This window comes from Stenotrophomonas sp. LM091 (assembly GCF_001806305.1).
In the GTDB taxonomy this organism is placed as follows: Bacteria; Pseudomonadota; Gammaproteobacteria; order Xanthomonadales; family Xanthomonadaceae; genus Stenotrophomonas; species Stenotrophomonas bentonitica_A.
On record NZ_CP017483.1, the window covers coordinates 3,295,160 to 3,313,308 of the forward strand.

General features: G+C 66.7%; 12 protein-coding genes. 6 read left to right on the top strand and 6 right to left on the bottom strand.

Annotated elements, in window-relative coordinates; genetic code table 11:
• The first annotated feature begins 64 nt into the window (after positions 1–64).
• Positions 65–742: a methyltransferase domain-containing protein gene (locus tag BIZ42_RS14570; protein ID WP_070426838.1), complete on the top strand. Its 678-nt coding sequence runs from the start codon at positions 65–67 to the stop codon at positions 740–742.
• A gap of 215 nt (positions 743–957) precedes the next feature.
• Positions 958–2,184 carry an MFS transporter gene (locus tag BIZ42_RS14575; RefSeq protein WP_070426839.1) on the top strand — a complete coding sequence of 409 codons (1,227 nt, stop codon included), beginning with the start codon at positions 958–960 and terminating at the stop codon, positions 2,182–2,184.
• A gap of 146 nt (positions 2,185–2,330) precedes the next feature.
• On the opposite strand, the gene BIZ42_RS14580 is transcribed toward BIZ42_RS14575, so the two are convergent.
• From BIZ42_RS14580 to BIZ42_RS14595, 4 genes are all read right to left on the bottom strand, one after another.
• Positions 2,331–4,529, bottom strand: coding sequence for a TonB-dependent siderophore receptor (locus BIZ42_RS14580; protein ID WP_070426840.1), 2,199 nt, complete (start codon positions 4,527–4,529; stop codon positions 2,331–2,333).
• A 331-nt stretch (positions 4,530–4,860) separates the two neighbouring features.
• Entirely contained in the window at positions 4,861–6,552 is a 1,692-nt protein-coding gene (gene mqo / locus BIZ42_RS14585; protein WP_070426841.1) for a malate dehydrogenase (quinone), read from the bottom strand.
• Positions 6,553–6,704: 152 nt separating this feature from the next.
• Positions 6,705–7,289: a hypothetical protein gene (locus BIZ42_RS14590; protein ID WP_070427553.1), complete on the bottom strand. Its 585-nt coding sequence runs from the start codon at positions 7,287–7,289 to the stop codon at positions 6,705–6,707.
• A gap of 118 nt (positions 7,290–7,407) precedes the next feature.
• Entirely contained in the window at positions 7,408–8,313 is a 906-nt protein-coding gene (locus BIZ42_RS14595) for a LysR family transcriptional regulator ArgP (protein WP_046272993.1), read from the bottom strand.
• A 134-nt stretch (positions 8,314–8,447) separates the two neighbouring features.
• On the opposite strand from BIZ42_RS14595, the gene BIZ42_RS14600 reads away from it, so the two are divergent.
• The 3 genes from BIZ42_RS14600 to BIZ42_RS14610 all read left to right on the top strand — a co-directional run bounded on the left by BIZ42_RS14600 (position 8,448) and on the right by BIZ42_RS14610 (position 12,798).
• Positions 8,448–9,083, top strand: a complete 636-nt coding sequence (locus tag BIZ42_RS14600) for a LysE family transporter (protein WP_019184554.1) — start codon at positions 8,448–8,450, stop codon at positions 9,081–9,083.
• 150 nt (positions 9,084–9,233) lie between these two features.
• A complete protein-coding gene (locus tag BIZ42_RS14605) occupies positions 9,234–11,201 on the top strand; it encodes a S9 family peptidase (RefSeq protein WP_070426842.1) in 1,968 nt (655 codons plus the stop codon).
• Between the two features lie 154 nt (positions 11,202–11,355).
• Positions 11,356–12,798: a hypothetical protein gene (locus BIZ42_RS14610; protein ID WP_156785751.1), complete on the top strand. Its 1,443-nt coding sequence runs from the start codon at positions 11,356–11,358 to the stop codon at positions 12,796–12,798.
• A 37-nt stretch (positions 12,799–12,835) separates the two neighbouring features.
• Here BIZ42_RS14610 and BIZ42_RS14615 read toward each other — a convergent pair whose 3' ends face one another.
• Positions 12,836–14,611 (bottom strand): oligopeptide:H+ symporter, encoded by a 1,776-nt coding sequence (locus tag BIZ42_RS14615; protein WP_070426844.1) that lies wholly within the window; start codon positions 14,609–14,611, stop codon positions 12,836–12,838.
• A 105-nt stretch (positions 14,612–14,716) separates the two neighbouring features.
• Entirely contained in the window at positions 14,717–15,868 is a 1,152-nt protein-coding gene (locus BIZ42_RS14620; protein WP_070426845.1) for a heparan-alpha-glucosaminide N-acetyltransferase domain-containing protein, read from the bottom strand.
• A 223-nt stretch (positions 15,869–16,091) separates the two neighbouring features.
• On the opposite strand from BIZ42_RS14620, the gene BIZ42_RS14625 reads away from it, so the two are divergent.
• Positions 16,092–18,062, top strand: coding sequence for an oligopeptide transporter, OPT family (locus tag BIZ42_RS14625; RefSeq protein ID WP_019184547.1), 1,971 nt, complete (start codon positions 16,092–16,094; stop codon positions 18,060–18,062).
• Positions 18,063–18,149 lie beyond the last annotated feature (87 nt).

The window sequence follows — 18,149 nt, forward strand, 5'->3', positions numbered from 1 at the left end:
GCTCCTTCCTCCGAGTCCTTCATGCCGCCCCGGGATGAAGACTCCCGTGTCCCACGGAGCGCTCATGCCGGGCTATACCACCCGCATCCTCACCATTCCGGTCGGCGGTCACGACTTCCGTATCCGTGCGCTCAGCGATCTGCAGCAGTTCTCCGATCCTACCGGCCGCGCCGCGCGTGCCGGCATCCACTCCTCGCTGTGGAGCCTGTTCGGCCAGATCTGGCCGGCCGGCCGCGCGCTGGCCGATACCATGAGCCACTTCGACGTGGCCGGTAAGCGCATCCTGGAACTGGGCTGCGGGCTGGGCCTGTCCAGCCTGGTGCTGGCACATCGGGGCGCGGATGTCGTCGCGACGGATCACCATCCGTTGGCCGAATCCTTCCTGGCCTACAACGCAGGGCTCAACAACCTGCCGGCGGTGACCTACCGCGACCTGCCCTGGGAAGTTCCGGATGGCTCGCTGGGCCGCTTCGACCTGATCATCGGCAGTGACATCCTTTACGAACGCGGCCACGCCCACCAGATCGCCGCGATGATGCTGCGGCATGCCAAGCCCGATGCCGAACTGCTGATCACCGATCCCGGGCGCGGCAACGTCGGCGCGTTTTCGCGCGGCATGGCCCTGCAGGGCTTCGATGTGACCGAGGAACTGGGCCTGTTCGAGGATGAGGGCGATGCGCCAGGCCATGGGCGGCTGCTGAGTTATCGGCGCGGCGCCGTCCGCCCGGCGGCCCTCGCCTGAGCGCGGGCCGGGCGCGTTGCGGCGACGGCGTTCCTCCGTGACACGGCGTGCAGATCCGCTGGCGTAGGCTGTCGCCGTCCAGATGCGGCCCAGGCGGCCGGGAGAGCTCCGATGCGATGTCGTCCCCTGTCCAGCCGCGATGGCCTGCCTGTCAGCAGGACGCACGCTTGAGTACGGCCAGCGCCGCGCCGGATGCGCGACCTCAGACCCGCTCGATGATCATCGCTGGGCTGTCCACCGTGGTGGAGTGGTACGACTTCACGCTCTATCTGTATCTGGCCACGGTGTTGTCGCGGGTGTTCTTCGGCGGCGGCGAGAACGCGCTGCTGGCCACGCTGGCCGGGTTCGCGGTGTCGTATCTGATGCGTCCCCTGGGCGCGCTGGTGTTCGGCCATCTCGGCGATCGCTTCGGCCGACGCTACATGCTGCTGGCCTCGATGCTGCTGATGACGCTGGCCATGCTTGCTACCGCGCTGCTGCCCACCTTCGAGAGCATCGGCGCCACCGCCGGTGTGCTGTTGTTGCTGTTGCGCTGCCTGATGGCTTTTTCGGTCGGCGGCGAATACACCGGCGTGGTGGCGTACCTGCTGGAAACCGCGCCCCTGCGGCGGCGCGGCCTGGTCACCTCGCTGGCGTCGGCCGCGAGCGAGGTGGGGGCCCTGTTGGCAGTGGCGCTGTCGGCGCTGACGGTGGCGCTGCTGAGCACGGCCCAGCTGGATGGCTGGGGCTGGCGCATTCCCTTCTTTGTCGGCGCGGCGCTGGCCGGCGCGATCCTGCTGGCGCGCTCGACCATGCATGAGTCGCCCGAGTTCGAGCGGCAGCAGGCCGAAGGCACCGTGCCGGAGTCGCCGATCCGCGACACCTGGCGGCACCACAAGGCCGCGATCGCCCGCACCTTCGCGATCTCCGCACTGGGTTCGATCACCTATTACGTCGGCATTACCTATGTGCCCGCATTCCTCGGTTCGGTGGGGCAGGTGAGTGAATCCGAAGCGCTGTGGCTCTCCACGATCGCGGCGGTGGCGGTGATCGTGGTGACGCCGCTGGCCGGCGCGTTGTCGGACCGGGTCGGTCGCCGGCCGGTGTTGATCGCGTTGGCCGCCCTGTCGGCGTTGCTGCCGTTGACGATGTTCTCGGTGATGGCCGGTGGCAGCCCGCTGGCGATCGGGCTGGCCGCGGTGGTGTTGGCGTGCCTGGCCGGTGGCGTGAGTGCGGTGGCGGCACCGGCGACGGCCGAGCAGTTTCCCGGCGAGGGGCGGCTCAGCGGGCTGGCATTGGGCGTCACCATGGCGACGGCCTTCTTTGGTGGCGCCACGCCGTTGCTGGCCGAAGTGCTGGTGCGCCACACCGGATGGTCATCGGCCCCAGGCGCGATGATCGCCGGGGTCGCCGTGCTGGTGCTGCCGGTGATGTGGACGCTGCGCGAGACGCGGCCCCGGTAGCACCGGCCGCTGGCCGGCTCCACGCAATCTCGGGTCTTCGAGGAGCCGGCCAGCGGCCGGCACTACCTGTGTACGGTGCGTCGCCACCAAAAAAACGGGCCGCCCGAAGGCGACCCGTTCGTTCAACACAGCGATGTCGTCAGGCCTCAGTATTTCCAGCGCAGGCTCAACGCGACGAAACGCGGCTCGCCATAGTTGTTGTAATCCAGGTTGGCCCAGTAGGTCTTGTCCAGCGCGTTGCGCACGCTCAGGGTCGCCGTCCAGCTGTCGCTGAGGCGGTAGTTGGCGTTGAACTGCACCAGTGCGTACGCCGGCTGGTTCACCGTCACCGTGCCGCCGAGCGGATAAGGCACGTTGTAGCCCTGCACCTTGCTCTGCCACTGCACGCCCGCACCCACGCTCAGGCGTTCGAGCGCGCCGCGCAGCCGCACCTGGGTGTTGAGCTGCAGCAGGTCCTCGGCCGGGTTGGCGTACAGCAGATCAGTGGCGGCTCGGGTCACCTTGACGTGGGTGAAGCCGGCATTGACCGTCCAGCCCGGCAGGATTTCGCCGTTCACGTCCAGTTCCCAGCCGCGTGCCTTGGTCCCGTTGATGCCGATGTAGGCCGAGCTGCCATCGCTGAGCGAGCGCTCCGGCACGCTCGTGTCCAGCACCGCGTAGTTGTCCTGCTTGGCCTCGAACACAGCCGCATTGGCGGTCAGGCGACCGTCGAACCACTGCGACTTGATGCCCGCTTCCAGGTTCGAGCCCTCCACCGGCGCCAGCAGGTTTTCGTTGCGGTCCTTGAAGTTCTGCGGGTTGAAGATCTCGGTGTAGCTGGCATACGCCGCGACCTGCGGGGTGATGTCGTAGACCAGGCCCACATAGGGCGTTACTTCATCCGTCACCTTGTAGGCGCCGCTGGTGCCGGTGTAGGCCCCGGTCGTGCCGTAGGCGCGGGTCAGCGTCTCCCAGCGGCTCAGCCGCGCGCCGGCGATCAGTGCCAGCGGGTCGGCCAGGCGCAGGCGGGTGGCCACGTAGAAACCGCTCTGCGTGGTCTTGGCGACCCGGCGTGCACCGGTACGCGAATAGGTCACTTCGGAGATGTCGCCATCCCAGGTGCGGATGTCCGGGATGTAGTAGCAGCGCTCGGTGCCGCACCGCGCCCAGTCGGTCGGGTAGCGCAGGGCGATGGTGTTGGTGGTGCCTTCCAGGTCCGCCCACTGGCCGCCCACGGTCAGGTCGTGTTCGCGGCCGAACAGCGAGAACGTGCCGCTCAGGTAGGCATCGACGTTGCGCCGGGTGTCTTCCGAATCACCGGCGGCAGTGCGCAGGAAGATGCCCGCGCCGGTGGCCGGATCGGGGTAGCCGCTGCCGTAGACGCGCACGTTCTGCACGTTGCCCCGGGTGTAGGCGGTGTTGATCTTCAGCAGCCAGTTCTCGCCGAAACGCTGCTCCAGGTTGGCGAACGCCGTGCTCGTCTCGCGCTGCCAGTAGCTCCACTTCGGGGCGACGTTGGTCGAGCGCGGCAGGTGCGCGAAGTCGCCCTGGCTGTTGAAGAACGGCACGGTGCCCCAGGTCGAGCCGACCGGGTTGTTGTCCTGGGTCTGGTAGCCGACGGTCACGGTGGTGCTGTCGGTCAGGTCACCTTCCAGCACGGCCATGCCGGCCATCTTGTTCTCGTGGTAGCGGTCGTAATACAGATCGCGGTCGGTGTAGGCGGCGACCACTCGGCTGCGGAAACGGCCATCGGCGGTCAGCGGCGCGGTCACGTCGGCCTCCATGCGCTGGTAGTCCCAGCTGCCGGCGCTCACTGCGAAGGAGGCATCGAATTCCTTGCCCGGGCGCTTGCGCAGCAGGTTGACCGTCGCCGATGGCACGCCGGCGCCGCTCAGCAGGCCGTTGGCACCGCGGATCACTTCGACGCGATCGTAGAAGGCGGTGTCGTACTCCTGGTTGGTCGAGCCGCTGTAGGTGGGGATGCCATCGACCTGGAAATCAGTGATGGGAAAGCCGCGGGCGTAATAGAGCGGACGCTGGGTGTCGTAGAAGGAGACGCTCACGCCGGTGACGTTGCGCATCACGTCGTTGATGCTGAACAGCGATTCGTCCTGCAGGCGCTGGAGCCCGATCGAGGTCGCCGACTGCGGGGTTTCCTGCAGGCTGATCGGCAGGCGGGTGGTGCTGGATGGCATCGCGCGCGCACCGACCACGCTGACCTTGTCCAGGGTCTTCGCATCGGCAGTGCTGCTGGCGTCCGCCAGCGCATCGGCGAAGGCCTGCGGGGCGGTCAGCGAAAGGGCGGAAAGCAGAGCCAGGGCCAGCGGGGCACGGCGGGAGCGGAACGGGTGGGCGCGGAGCGACATGGGGGTCTCTGGACGGGAAGTAGGGAAGAAAGGCAACAGGCAGGCAACGCCGGCGCGCAGGCGCCAGGCACGGTAGGTCCATCCTGGGAAAGCAGGTTGCCGGGCAGCTGCGGGGAGACGGCAGTCCGTTGAGACCGTCCAGTACCCGTAGCGACAACCCTGCGATGCGCAAATGTAAATCGTTCTCAGTCGCTTTACAATTCTTGAACAATCGGGCGCGTCCGCGTAAACGTCCGGGCCGCAACGTCACCGGACCTGAAACGCAACCGGCCACCGCAAGGGTGGCCGGAGGGAAAACCGTGGCCAGGCCCGCAGGCCCGCCGGGGCAGGCTTACAGCGCCTGCAGTTCTTCGTTGGCGTTGCGCTTGGCCTCGGCCGGCTGGGTGCCCGGCGGCGGGGTCAGCATCACGGCCGGGCTGGTCTCGCCCGGCACGTCCAGATACGGCAGCTTCAGCGTATCGCTGGTCAGGCGGCGGATCTCGTTGGTCAACGCCGGGCTGTCGTTGAGCTTGCGCCCATACGAGGGCACGATCTCCTTCAGGCGCGCTTCCCAGCCGGCGGCCATCTGCTCGGGGAAGGCCTTCTTGAGCAGGTCCAGCATGATCGGCGGCGACGTTGATGCACCCGGCGAAGCGCCGAGCAGGGCGGCCAGGGTGTGGTCCTGGTCGGTCACGATCTCGGTGCCGAACTGCAGGATCGAGCCCTTTTCCGGGTCCTTCTTGATGATCTGCACGCGCTGGCCGGCGGTGACCAGCGTCCAGTCCTCGCGCTTGGCGTTGGGGTAGTACTTGACCAGCTCGGCCTGGCGGTCGTCATCGTTCAGGCGTGCCTGACCCATCAGGTACTTCACCAGGTCCAGGTTCTCCAGGCCCACGCCCATCATCCCGGCCACGTTGTTGTGGTTCACCGAGGAATACAGGTCGAACCACGAGCCGTGCTTGAGGAACTTGGTGCTGTACAGCGCGAACGGCCCGAACAGCACGACCGGCTTGCCATCCAGCTTGCGTGCGTCCAGATGCGGGACCGACATCGGCGGCGAACCGGTTTCGGCCATGCCGTAGGCCTTGACCGAATGGCGGCCGGCCACCTGCGGCGACTGGAAGGCCAGGAACTGGCCACCGACCGGGAAGCCGGCGTAGTTCTTCGATTCCGGGATGCCCGACAGCTGCAGCAGCTTGAGCGCCGCGCCGCCGGCACCGATGAACACGAAGCGCGACTTGACGGTGGATTCGTTGTCGGACTTCAGGTCCTTGACGGTCACGTTCCAGCTCTTGTCGTCGTTCTGGCGCAGGGCACGCACTTCATGGTTGAGGTGCAGGCTGAAGTTCGGGCTGCGCTGCAGGCCAGCGGTCAGCTGGCGGGTGATCACGCCGAAGTTGACGTCGGTACCCAGCGGCATCCAGGTCGCGGCGACCTTCTGCTTCGGGTCGCGGCCTTCCATCAGCAGCGGGGCCCACTGCTTGATCTGCGCGGCGTCCTCGGAATACTGCATGCCATAGAACAGCGGGTTCTTGACCAGTGCCTGCTGGCGCTTGTGCAGGTAGGCGATGTTCTCATCGCCCCAGACGAAGCTCATGTGCGGGGTCGGGTTGATGAAATCGCTGGGCTGGCTCAGGCGCCCTTCGCGCACCTGGTGGGACCAGAACTGGCGTGAGATCTCGAACTGCTCGGCGATGCCGACCGCGCGCTTGGTCTCGATGCTGCCGTCGGGCAGTTCCGGGGTGTAGTTCAGTTCGGCGAACGCGGAGTGGCCGGTGCCGGCGTTGTTCCAGCCGTCCGAACTTTCCAGGGCAACCCCGTCCAGGCGCTCATAGACCTGGATGTTCCAGTCCGGTTGCAGCTCCTGCAGGAACGTGGCGAGCGTGATGCTCATGATGCCGCCGCCGACCAGGACGACGTCGACCGGCTTGTCGTTGCCGGCGGCCGGGACCGAGCGCTGATGCAGCGGCCAGTACAGGAACAGGGCCGCTGCCAACAGCAACAGCACGAGCAGGCCGAGGACGACCTTCGCTAGTTTTTTCATGGGGATCTCAGGTAGGGAGACATGGGAAGGATGCCGCCGCTGCCGGGAACGCCCGTGAAGACGGGCGTCACAGCGGTACCTTGATCGCAATTTTAGCCCGTTCTGGTACGGATTTGGTGCAACGCAGCATCCGGTGGCTGTGCCGGACCGGCTCAGTCACTGGCGAGAGTGAAGTACTCCAGGAGGAAATAGCTGGCTTGATAGGCTAGTGCTATCAGAGCCAATACCAGATGCGCACGCCGCTGGCGCAGGGCGAAGCCCAGCCCGGCGATCCCCAGCATCACCACGGTATGCACCCAGTAAGCGTCTCCCAGCATCTGCCAGCGGCTGTGGCCCTTGATGGCGGTATCCACCAGATCCAGCAGCGTGACCAGCGCCAACATCCCGAAGAAGCCGCCGCGCCGCTGCAGCAGGTAGTTCTCATAGCTGCCGAACTCGCGCACGTCGTCCGGAAACAGCAGCACGCAGAGCAGGTACCACGACGCGCAGTAGGCGATCACGAACAGATACAGCTCGAAGGTCCACTGGCGGACCTCGCCCAGCCGGAACTCCCACCACCAGAAGGTCACCACCGAAATCAGCGCCCAGACCACCCAGCACAGGTGGATCAGCGAGCAGCCGCGTCGTCTGGGGTGCTCGATGATGCCCGCCAGCCCGCGCAGCAGGGTGGTGATGCTCAGGCCGAGGATGATGCTGAGCACCACGCGGATGTGCAGGTAGACCGGATCGGTGTCCATCGACGTGCCCGCGGCTGGGATGCGGCGATGCTGCATCGGGGCGGGTCATCGGATCGTGTAGGACGGCGTGCGGCCCCGGTACGACAGCCGACCAGCGGTCGGCGCTACCGGTCCGGGGTTATCGCTTCTTGCGCACCAGCGTCGCCGAGGCCGCCAGCACCGCCCGGGTCAGCAGCGCCATCGTCTGTACATCGCCCTTCCAGTGCTGCCAGTACAGCGGCACGTCTTCCCACGCGCGCTGCTTCATGTGCACCAGGCGCCCGGCATCCAGGTGGCGTTTGACCAGCGGCAGCGGGTTCATGGTCCAGCCCAGCCCGCCCAGGTTCGCCTGCACGAACGCGCGGGTGGAGGGAATCCACCAGGTCGGTGCGGTCAGCGGCAGGTCGTTGCCCGCCAGGCGCCGGGCGAAGCGGGCCTGCATGTCGTCCTTGCGGTTGAACACCAGCACCGGCGCCTGGGCCAGCGACTGCGCATTGACCCCCTTGGCGAAGTACTGCTCATGGAAGGCCGGGGTGCAGGTGGCAGCGTAGCGGATGCTGCCCAGCGCGTGGATCTGGCAGCCCTGCACCGGCTCGTCCAGGGTGGTCACCGCGCCCAGCACGGCCCCCTGGCGCAGCAGGGCCACGGTGTGGTCCTGGTCTTCCGAGCGCAGGTCCAGGGTGGTGCCGGTCTGCCGCGCGAACTGCAGGGCGGCCTCGGGGAACCAGGTCTCCAGGCTGTCATGGTTCACCGCCACGGGGATGCTGGCGTGCGGCAGGTCCTCATCGGCGATGCCCATGCGGTGCAGCGCATCGTGCTCGAGCAAGGCGGTCTGTTCGGCCAGCTGCACCAGCACCTGGCCCTCGGTGGTGGCGACCGCCGGGGAGGAGCGTTTGACCAGCAGGCGGCCGACCCGGTCCTCCAGCGCCTTGACCCGCTGGGAGACGGCCGAGGCGGTGACATTGAGCGACTGCGCGGCCCGTTCGAAGCTGCCTTCGCGGATCACCGCCGCCAGGGCACGGAGCTGGGCATGGTCGATGCGCATGATCTTAAGTTCCGCTAAAGATGGTTAAGTAAGTTTAGCTCTACTTTTTCATGTTGCGGCGCGACAATATGCGCCATCCGGTGCTGTACGCCTTGGCGAGGCACCGCCCCCCAGCACGACACAGGTGGTATCCCATGTTTTCGATCATTTCCGGCGGCGCCGGGCTGAGCGCGTGGCTCAGTGGTGCCGCAACCGGCATCGGCCTGTTTGCGGTGGTCGGCGCGCAGAGCGCGTTCATCCTGCGCCAGGGCATCCTGCGCAAGCACATCATTCCGGTGGTGGCGACGTGTGCCGCCATCGATGGCATCTTCATCTTCGCCAGCGTGGCCGGCCTGCGCACGCTGACCCAGGCGCTGCCGTGGCTCACCACCGTGGTGCTGTGGGGCGGCGTCGCCTTCCTGGCCTGGTACGCCTGGCAGTCGGCGCGGCGCGCGCTGGCCGGCGGTGGCGGCATGCACGTGGACGAGGGCGACAGCACCTCGCGCCGCGCGGTGCTGATCTCGGCGGTCGGTTTCTCGCTGATCAATCCGCATTTCTGGCTGGACATGATGGTGATCGGCGGTATCGCCGAGAACTTCGGCAATGCGCGCATGGCCTTCGCCGCCGGCGTGTTCACCGCCAGCTGCCTGTGGCTGACCGCCCAGGGCCTGGGGGCACGCCTGCTGGCGCCACTGTTCACCAAGCCCAAGACCTGGCGCATCCTCGACGGCACCATCGCGGTGATCCTGTCGATCCTGGCGCTCAGCCTCGCGTTCCGCGGCATGCATTGAACTCTCTCCTCGATGCAGGTCCTGGAAATGGCACCGTTCGCGGTGCCATTTTTTTTTTGCACCAACAGGAACATCCCTCTGGTTGGCGGCTCGATCTTCCGCCTAGAATCGCGATCCCGGACATGAGGTCCGATGCAGCAGGGGGAAAGGATGAAGCACGTACAAAGGTTGGGATTGCTGGTATTGCTGGCCATTACGGGCCAGGCCGGCGCGGTGGATCTGGAGCGCTACCTGCGCCGGGATGCCTTCACCGATATCAAGATTTCGCCGAACGGCGACTATTACGCGGCCACCGTGCCGATGGAAGATCGCACCGCCCTGGCGATTCTGCGCAGGAACGGGGGCGAGGTGGTGGGCTCGTTCGTGCCGCCCAGGAACAATCACGCCAATCATTTCGACTGGGTCAGCGCAGAACGTGTGCTGATCGGCCTGGCCGAGAAGCAGGGCTCGCTGGACCAGCCGCGCATGACTGGCGAGCTGTATGCCATGAACGCCAACGGCGGGCGCGGCGAGCTGCTGGTCGGCTACCGCGCGCAGGACAACGGCCCGGGTACCCGCATCCAGCAGAAAAAAGTGGAGGCCGTGGCCGCGTTCCTCGCCGATGACCTGCCCGCGGACGAGCGCAACGTGCTGGTCACGATCTGGCCATTCAACGATGACCCGTTCACCCGTGCCGACCGGATGGATGTCACCACCGGCCGTCGCCAGACCGTGGCGCGCTCGCCCGTACGCCGCGCCGATTTCGTCACCGACAACCAGGGCCAGGTGCGTTTCGCCCATGGCGCGGGAACCGACAACGTCAACAAGCTGTACTACCGGGAAGGGTCGGGCACGACCTGGAAGCTCGTCAACGATGAAGCCCTGAACGGGCGGATCGAAACGGCGATCGGGTTCTCCGAAGACGGTCGGCTGGCGTATTTCAACACCGAGATGCCGCAGGGCCCCGACGCCATCGTGTCCTGGGATCCGGTGACCGAAGAGCGCAGGCTCGTGCTGCGTGATCCCGTGGTGGACGTGCACAAATACATCTACCGGCCCGGCACCTCGATCCCGGTGGGCGCGCTGTACCTGGGTGACACGCCACGCACCCGCTTCTTCGACGAACAGGGCCCCGATGCGCGGTTGTATCGCAGCCTGGAAGCGGCGTTCGGGGGCGATGCGGTCTTCGTCACGTCCAGTACCCGCGACGGCCGGCAGCTGATGGTGGAGGCGTGGTCCGGGCGCAACCCGGGCGATTTCTACATCTTCGACAACGTGGCCAAGAAAGCGGACCACGTCATCAGCCGCAGCAACTGGATCGACCCGGCCGCCACCGCAGAGGTACGCCCGGTGGCCCTGAAGGCACGTGACGGGCTGCCGCTGCACGGCTACCTGACCGTGCCCGCCAAGGCCGCTGCCAAGTCGCTTCCGATGGTGGTGATACCGCACGGCGGGCCTTACGGTCCGTTCGATACCGGCGGGTACGACGCGGAAAGCCAGATGCTTGCCGATGCCGGGTACGCTGTCCTGCAGGTCAACTTCCGCGGCTCGGGCAATTACGGGCGCGCCCATCGGTCCGCGGGTGCCCGCCAGTGGGGCGGCACCATGCAGGACGATCTGACCGATGCAACCCGCTGGGCGATCCGGGAGGGCATTGCCGACGCCTCGCGGATCTGCATCTATGGCGCCAGCTATGGCGGTTATGCGGCGATGATGGGGGCGGCGAAGGAGCCAGGGCTGTACCGGTGCGCCGCCGGCTATGTAGGTGTCTACGACCTGCCGATCATGTTCACCAGTGGCGATATCCAGCGCCGCGGCTCGGGCGAGACCTACCTCAAGGAATGGATTGGCGAGCGCGCCCAGTTGGCGGCGGTATCGCCGGTCAACCTGGCCGACCGCATCAAGGTGCCGGTGTTCCTTGCCGCCGGTGGCGAAGACGAGCGCGCCCCGATCCAGCACACCAGGCGGATGGAGGCGGCGCTGAGAAAGGCCGGCGTGCCCGTGGAGGCGTTGTACTACCCGACCGAAGGCCACGGTTTCTACACCGATCCGCACCGCCGCGAGTACTACACCAAGCTGCTGGCGTTCCTGTCCAACAGCCTGGGCGGAGAGACGGCCTCGGCGTCCGCGCAGCCTTGATCGCTTCATTCGGCGAAAGAACAACGACGGCACCTTGAGGTGCCGTCGTTGTTTGTGAAGGGATTGCTGGGCGCGACAGAATGCAAGTTGTTGCATGGTCCCCGGCGCGACCCCGGGGGATGCTGGCGAGCTCTCCCCTTCTGTGTTTCCCAGCATGTGGCGCAACCTCTCCTCGCCGTCCCGCCTGCGGTCTTTCCTGTGCCTTTCAGCGCCTTTGCTGCTTGTGCTGTTCTCCAGTCCCTCCCGTGCGGCAGACATCGATGACGGTCTGCAATTGACGGTGGAGCAGGCGCTCAAGATCGCAGCGCTCAGCGGCGAGGTGGACGAGTGGTCGATCCGGTTGCACAAATTGATGCGGGGAGGAGAGCCTACGGCGCCATTGAGCGAGCCCGACACCGCGGTACTTCATGACACCGTCCAGTTGCTGACAATGGGCAAGCTGGTGACCGAAAATGTTGTCGCAGTGGCGTACGGCAACCGGCTTGAGGGCACAGGGGCAGGTCGTCTACTGGCGGCATCGCAAGCATGGGGATTTGCCGGCGACGGCGCTCGTTGCCTGGCACAGGACGTCCGGCGCGAGCCGGTTGATGGCGCACCTCCCGCCGCCGCACCCACCGATAGGGTGGGCTATCGCGTCCAGTACGTTTGCATCGCACCACATATGCACAAAAGCCGTGCGCTGACACAGCTGATGACGGCTGTCGTGCAGGGACAGGCCGCACCGTCGGTAGATGCACTGGAGCAGTCGATGTTGGCCGGCGAGCGCCGCGACGAGGCCCGGCCCCGGTCGATGAACGGCAGCCTCCATTTGTCCAGCGATGCACACGGCCGTAACTGGACGAGCAGCGGTGCCATTGTGAGCGAACAACTGCTGGCGGAAACAAAGGTGCCGCCCACTGTGTGGGTGCCGGCGCCGGTGTCGCAGGCTGAATCGGTGCACATGGCGGTGCAGGAACTGATGCAGCGCATGCAGGTTGCGGGGGAAGTGTCGGCGGACCTGCAGGATGCGATCGCCGCGCACCTCCTGCTGCGCTTTCCGGAAGTGTTGTGGGATGCCGTGCGCGAGGACGTCACCGGGTTCGCGCGCGCAGCTGTCCGCCGCGCAGCGACGGCGGAATGCCGGGTGCAGGAGGTGCAGCAGGGGGAGGACAGGTATGAAGCACGCACCGTTCGCCTGGCGCAGGCAGCCTTGACATGCACGTTGCCCGCGCTGGAGTGGACCCTTGCACCTCTGGACGGCCATGATCGTGATGCGACCGCCTTGGCGGCACGCTATCGCCAGTTCCTTCAGCGCGCGACGGAAACGATCGCCACGTCACCTGCACATGCGGCCGCAACCGCAGTGGATTTTCAGGAGGTGTCCGGACCGAATGGCGACGCATGGCACGCCGAGTCAGGTGCTGTGCCCAAGCTGCTGCTGGAGGGCATCCTGCCCGCACCGTTGGTGAAAGAACTCGGCGGCCTGGCCCTGAACGCAGATGCGCTCCATCCGGATATGCGTTTCGAGCATCTTGACGGGCGCAATCTGGACGAGTCTCGACGCGTGCTTGTGCGCCGCTTCCTGCAGGAACTGCGCGCGGCCAGACAGGTGGAATGACGTGACACTGGCGGGGCGCTGATTGCCCGGGGTTTCCCTACTTCACCCCGTGCATCATTCGCTTCAGCAGCGGCGAACAGATCAGTGCGAGTGCCGCGCACCCCAGGCCGATCCACATCAGCAGCCAGAACAGGTGTTCGTAGCTGGCGGCGGCGCTGGCGATGTTCATGGTTTCGCCTTCCGGCACCTCGATCGCGGCGAGCTTGCCGAACAGCGCGGCCAGCGTTTCCGAAAACGCGGTGGCCAGGAACCAGGTGCCCATCATCAGGCTGACCACCCGCGGCGCGGCCAGCTGAGTAACGGCGGACAGACCGACCGGTGACAGGCACATTTCGCCGATCTCCAGGATCAGGTAGGCCAGTACCAGCCACCACACGCTGGCCATCTGCCCGGTCGCGCCCACTTGCTGCGCCGCCAGTGCCAGCGGCACGAACGACAGTGCGGCGAAGATCAGCCCGATCGAGGATTTGACCGGCTTGGACGGGTCCATGCGGCGACGGTCCAGCCACGCCCACAGCATGGCGAACAGCGGCGCGAGCACCACCAGGAACAGGCCGCCCAGGTAAGTCAGCGAGCCGGCGGTCTGCGGAATCACCAGGCAGTCGCGGATCAGCATGACCAGCATCGCCGCGACGATCACGATGAACAATGTGCGTGGCGCGGACGAGCCCGGGCGGCGCTCGGACAGACGCGCGGCCACCACGAAGCCCAGCGGCGCCAGCAGCAGCGAGGCGATCGACCACGGCAGCGGGGTGCCACCCTGGATCACCAGCGACGGCACCAGGTCCTTGGTGAGCAGGCGGTCGGTGAAGGTCACCCAGGAGCCATAGGTCTGCTCGTACAGGGTGAAGAACACCAGCGCCATGAAGATCAGCGCCATCAGCGCGATCATCTGCTGGCGCTGCACCGGCGTGCAGCGGGTGCCGGTGAACCAGGCGAACCAGACCAGCACGCCAGCGAGCACCACGATCATCAGCATCAGCGCCAGGCTGAGTTCACCACCGAGCGCGAACGCACCATTGGCGGCGGCCCACATCAGCGCCGCGACCGGAATCACGCCCAGCACGGCCACGGCATAGATCAGCCATTCGCGGCGGATGCCGAGCACGCGTTGGCGCAGCGCGGGCAGATCGGACGGTTCGGCGTGGCCCTGCAGATACTTCTGGCCCCACAGGAACATGGCCAGTCCGATCACCATGCCGATGCCGGCCGCACCGAAGCCGTACTTCCAGCCATAGGCTTCGCCGAGGAAGCCGCACACCAGCGAGGCGAACAGCGCGCCGAGGTTGATGCCGGCGTAGAACAACGAAAAGCCCGAGTCGCGGCGCGGATCGTTTTCCGGGTACAGCTTGCCGACGATGGTGGAGATGTTCGGCTTGAGGAAGCCCACGCCCATGATGATCAGGGCCAGCGAGAGGTAGGTGATGCCCAGCGCGGCATCATCGCGGACCACCGCGCCATCGACGCGGACCGCTGCGTGACCTTCGAAAGCCATGCCCAGGTGGCCGAGCACCAGCAGCACGCCGCCGAACACCACCGCCTTGCGCATGCCCAGCCAGCGGTCGGCGAGCAGGCCGCCGAAGACCGGGATGCAGTAGACCAGGCCGCCATAGGCACCGAGCAGATCCAGGCCGGCCTTGTCGCCGAACAGGTGGTATTTGGTGAGGTAGAGCAGCAGCAGCGCCTTCATCCCGTAGAACGAGAACCGCTCCCACATCTCGGTGAAGAAGCAGATGTAGACGCCCTTGGGATGGCCAAGGAAGTCGTCGGTCGCGGTGGAGGTCGAGGCGGCGGGCAGGACGGCTGCGGTCATCGAGGGCTGGGGCAGGGCGGACAAGGGGGCGAGTATAGGCCCGGGGCGAAGGGTCAGCCGTGCCGTGTCTGGCCGCTCCGCCGTCGTGCTGCCGGCCATGCGCGCTTACAGATAGCGAAGCCAGGCCAGATCCCGCCGCCGCGCCTTGAACCGCGCGAATGCCCGTGTCGGCCAATACAGCGCCACTGCCAGCACCGCGGTGATCACCCACAGGCTCGCCACGTGATCGACCGCGAAGTACCCGCCATGGGTCTGGCCCCAGCGGGCTTCGGCCAGCACGTACAGCAGCTTCAGCACATACAGGTGCAGCAGGTAGAAGAACATCGGCGCCGCGCCGATGTCGGCCAATGGCGCCAGCGCCCGGGCCACGCGCGGCTGTTCGTACAGGCGCAGCAACAGCAGGCCGATGCCCAGGGTCAGCAGCAGGAACAGCAGCGAGGGCGGGTACTTGGTCACGTTGAAAAAGCTCATCAGCGTATTGCCCAACGTGGCCAAGGACTGCCACGGGCTGTCGCCGTAAACGTTGATCGCCCGCAGCAGCACGAAGGCGAGCAGCGCACCGGCACCGGCCATCCACAGGCGGCGCTGGCGCAGGAGGGCATCGCCGCCGCGTGCGAACCACGGGCCGATCACCCAGCCCAGTGCAATCACGCCGATCCACGGCAGCACCGGATACGAGGTCCGCAGGCGCAGCCCGTCGGTCACCGTGATCCAGTCGCGCTGGTGCAGCACTTTCCACAACACGGCCAGCGCCCCGTCACCCTGCACGCGGATGCCATCGAGCAGGTTGTGCCCGGCGATCACGGCCAGCGCCAGCACCGCCAGCGCGCCGCGCGGGAGCCAGAGCAGCCCGGCCAGCGCGATCATGCTGATCCCGATTGCCCAGATCACCTGCAGGTAGACGACGCTCGGTGGGAACTGCAGCGTCCAGGCGAAATTGACCACCAGCAGTTCCAGCACCACCAGGAACAGGCCGCGCTTGAGCAGGAAGGCCGAGGCGGCCCGGCGCCCATCCGGTTTGCCGCTGGCGTACAGCCAGGCCGACAGGCCGGTCAGCAGCACGAACACCGGGGCACACAGATGCGCCAACAGCCGGCTGACGAACAGGGCCGGCTCCACCTGGTCCACCACCATCGGGTCGGCCACCTGGGCATGCAGGTAGAAGGTTTCGCGCACGTGGTCGAGCAGCATCAGCACGATCACGGTGCCGCGCAGCTGGTCGATGGAGGTCAGGCGGGAGGTGGGGGAATGCGTCACAGCGGCGCCGGTTACTCGGTGCGATAGGATATAACATAACTAAAGTGGACGGGCCCGGCCTGGGACGTTGCCGAGTCCGGGGTGTGGCCACTCCGGTGGCACGCGCAGGTCAACAGGCGCCTCGATCGGGCGGTGAAGCGTTGCCGGCCAGCGGCCGGCACTACTGGACTTGCCCGTACATGAACGCTAGCGTGGCAGGGATTTTTTGCCAGCAGGGGCTTCCATGAACAACGACGCTGCGCCACGCCAGCTCACTTTCCGTGCGGTGGTGCTTGCCATCGTGCTGGCGGTGATTCTGTCGGCCGCCAACGCCTACCTGGGTCTGTTCGCAGGCCTGACCATCGCCACCGCCATTCCCGCCGCGGTCATTTCCATGGGGGTGCTGCGCCTGCTCGGCGGTGGCACGATCCTGGAAAACAACATCGTCCAGACCGGTGCTTCGGCCGGTTCGTCGATCGCCGCCGGTGTGATCTTCACCATCCCCGCGCTGGTGATCATGGGGTACTGGCCGGACTTCAAGTACTGGTGGGTGCTGGGCATCGCCGGTCTGGGTGGCCTGCTGGGCGTGCTGTTCTCGGTGCCGCTGCGGCGTTCGATGATCGTGGAAGATCCGCTTCCGTTCCCGGAAGGCAAGGCCGCCGCCGAAGTGCTCAAGGCCGGTGAAAACCCGGGCCCGGGCCTGAAGATCCTGGCCGTGTCGGCGGTGATCGGCGCCTTCGTGAAGCTGGCCGCCGAAAGCGGCCTGCGCCTGATCCCGGATGCCTGGGCCACCTCGGCCTACGTCGGTACCTCGAAGATCACCGCCTTCATCGGCACCAACCTGTCCCCGGCGCTGCTGGGCGTGGGCTACATCGTCGGCCTGAATGTCGGCATCGTGGTGGTGTCCGGCTCGATCCTGACCTGGCATATCGCCATTCCGCTGTACCAGGCGTTCTTCATGAACACCGATCCGGCGCTGGCGGCCTCGATCGCCACGGCCAGTTCGACGGAAGCGGCCTTCGCCATCTGGGGCGCGAAGATGCGTTACCTGGGCGTGGGCGCGATGCTGATCGGCGGCGTCTGGACCCTGATCTCGCTGCGCAAGTCGCTGCTCAACGGCGTCAAGAGTGGCTTTGCCGCGGCCCGCAAGAGCGGTGGCCCGGCGCTGGCGCACACCGAACGCGACCTGCCGATGAAGTGGATGCTGGTGGCCCTGGTGGTGTTCACCCTGCCGCTGCTGGCGCTGTACCAGGCCATCGTGGGCCAGTGGCACGTGTCGATCCCGATGACCCTGATCATGATCGTGGCCGGCTTCCTGTTCGTCTCGGTCTCGGCCTACCTGGCCGGCCTGATCGGCTCGTCCAACAACCCGGTCTCGGGCATCACCATCTCCACCATCCTGTTCGCCTCGGCGGTACTGGTGCTGCTGCTCGGCAAGGATGGCCTGACCCCGGTCGGCATTGGCGGTGCGCCGCTGGGCGCGGTGGCCGCGATCATGATCGGCGCGGTGGTGTGCTGCGCGGCCGCGGTCGGCGGTGACAACCTGCAGGATCTCAAGGCCGGCTACATCGTCGGCGCCACCCCGTGGAAGCAGCAGCTGATGCTGGGTATCGGCGCGTTCTCGTGCGCGCTGATCATGGCCCCGGTGCTGAACCTGCTGGCCACCGCCTACGGCATCGGCGTGAAGTCCGAGCTGCATCCCAACGCGCTGGCGGCGCCGCAGGCCAACCTCATGGCCTCGGTGGCCAAGGGCCTGTTTGGCGGCGAGCTGCCGTGGACCTTCATCGGTATCGGTGCGGTGGTCGGTGCGGCGATCATCGCCTTCGACAGCTGGCTGAAGTCGCGCAATGCCCGCTTCCGCGTGCCGGTGCTGGCCGCGGCGATCGGCATCTACCTGCCGCTGGAACTGATGGTCCCGATCTTCCTGGGTGGCCTGATCGCCTACCTGGTGGAGCGCTTCCACAAGATCCGTGGCGATGATGAAGAAGGCCGTGACCGCGTGCACAAGCCGGGCGTGCTGTTCGCCGCCGGCCTGATCACCGGTGAAGCCCTGATGGGCATCGCCATCGCCATCCCGATCGTGGTCAGCAGCCGCGCCGATGTGCTGGCGCTGCCGTTCCACCTGCCGGGCGCGCAGTGGATCGGCCTGGCCGTGCTGTTCCTGGTCGGTTGGCTGATCTACCGCACCGGCAAGCGCGCGGTGGGTTCGGTCTAAGCAACAACGACTCCGATCCGGGTCATGACACACCCCGCTGCGGCGGGGTGTGTCGTTTCTGCGTTCAGCCAATGCGCCGGCATGACC

Coding starts and splice junctions, on each gene's coding strand:
- BIZ42_RS14570 (WP_070426838.1), top strand. CDS start 65: ATGCCGGGCTATACCACCCGCATCCTCACCATTCCGGTCGGCGGTCAC.
- BIZ42_RS14575 (WP_070426839.1), top strand. CDS start 958: ATGATCATCGCTGGGCTGTCCACCGTGGTGGAGTGGTACGACTTCACG.
- BIZ42_RS14580 (WP_070426840.1), bottom strand. CDS start 4,529: ATGTCGCTCCGCGCCCACCCGTTCCGCTCCCGCCGTGCCCCGCTGGCC.
- mqo (WP_070426841.1), bottom strand. CDS start 6,552: ATGAAAAAACTAGCGAAGGTCGTCCTCGGCCTGCTCGTGCTGTTGCTG.
- BIZ42_RS14590 (WP_070427553.1), bottom strand. CDS start 7,289: ATGGACACCGATCCGGTCTACCTGCACATCCGCGTGGTGCTCAGCATC.
- BIZ42_RS14595 (WP_046272993.1), bottom strand. CDS start 8,313: ATGCGCATCGACCATGCCCAGCTCCGTGCCCTGGCGGCGGTGATCCGC.
- BIZ42_RS14600 (WP_019184554.1), top strand. CDS start 8,448: ATGTTTTCGATCATTTCCGGCGGCGCCGGGCTGAGCGCGTGGCTCAGT.
- BIZ42_RS14605 (WP_070426842.1), top strand. CDS start 9,234: ATGAAGCACGTACAAAGGTTGGGATTGCTGGTATTGCTGGCCATTACG.
- BIZ42_RS14610 (WP_156785751.1), top strand. CDS start 11,356: ATGTGGCGCAACCTCTCCTCGCCGTCCCGCCTGCGGTCTTTCCTGTGC.
- BIZ42_RS14615 (WP_070426844.1), bottom strand. CDS start 14,611: ATGACCGCAGCCGTCCTGCCCGCCGCCTCGACCTCCACCGCGACCGAC.
- BIZ42_RS14625 (WP_019184547.1), top strand. CDS start 16,092: ATGAACAACGACGCTGCGCCACGCCAGCTCACTTTCCGTGCGGTGGTG.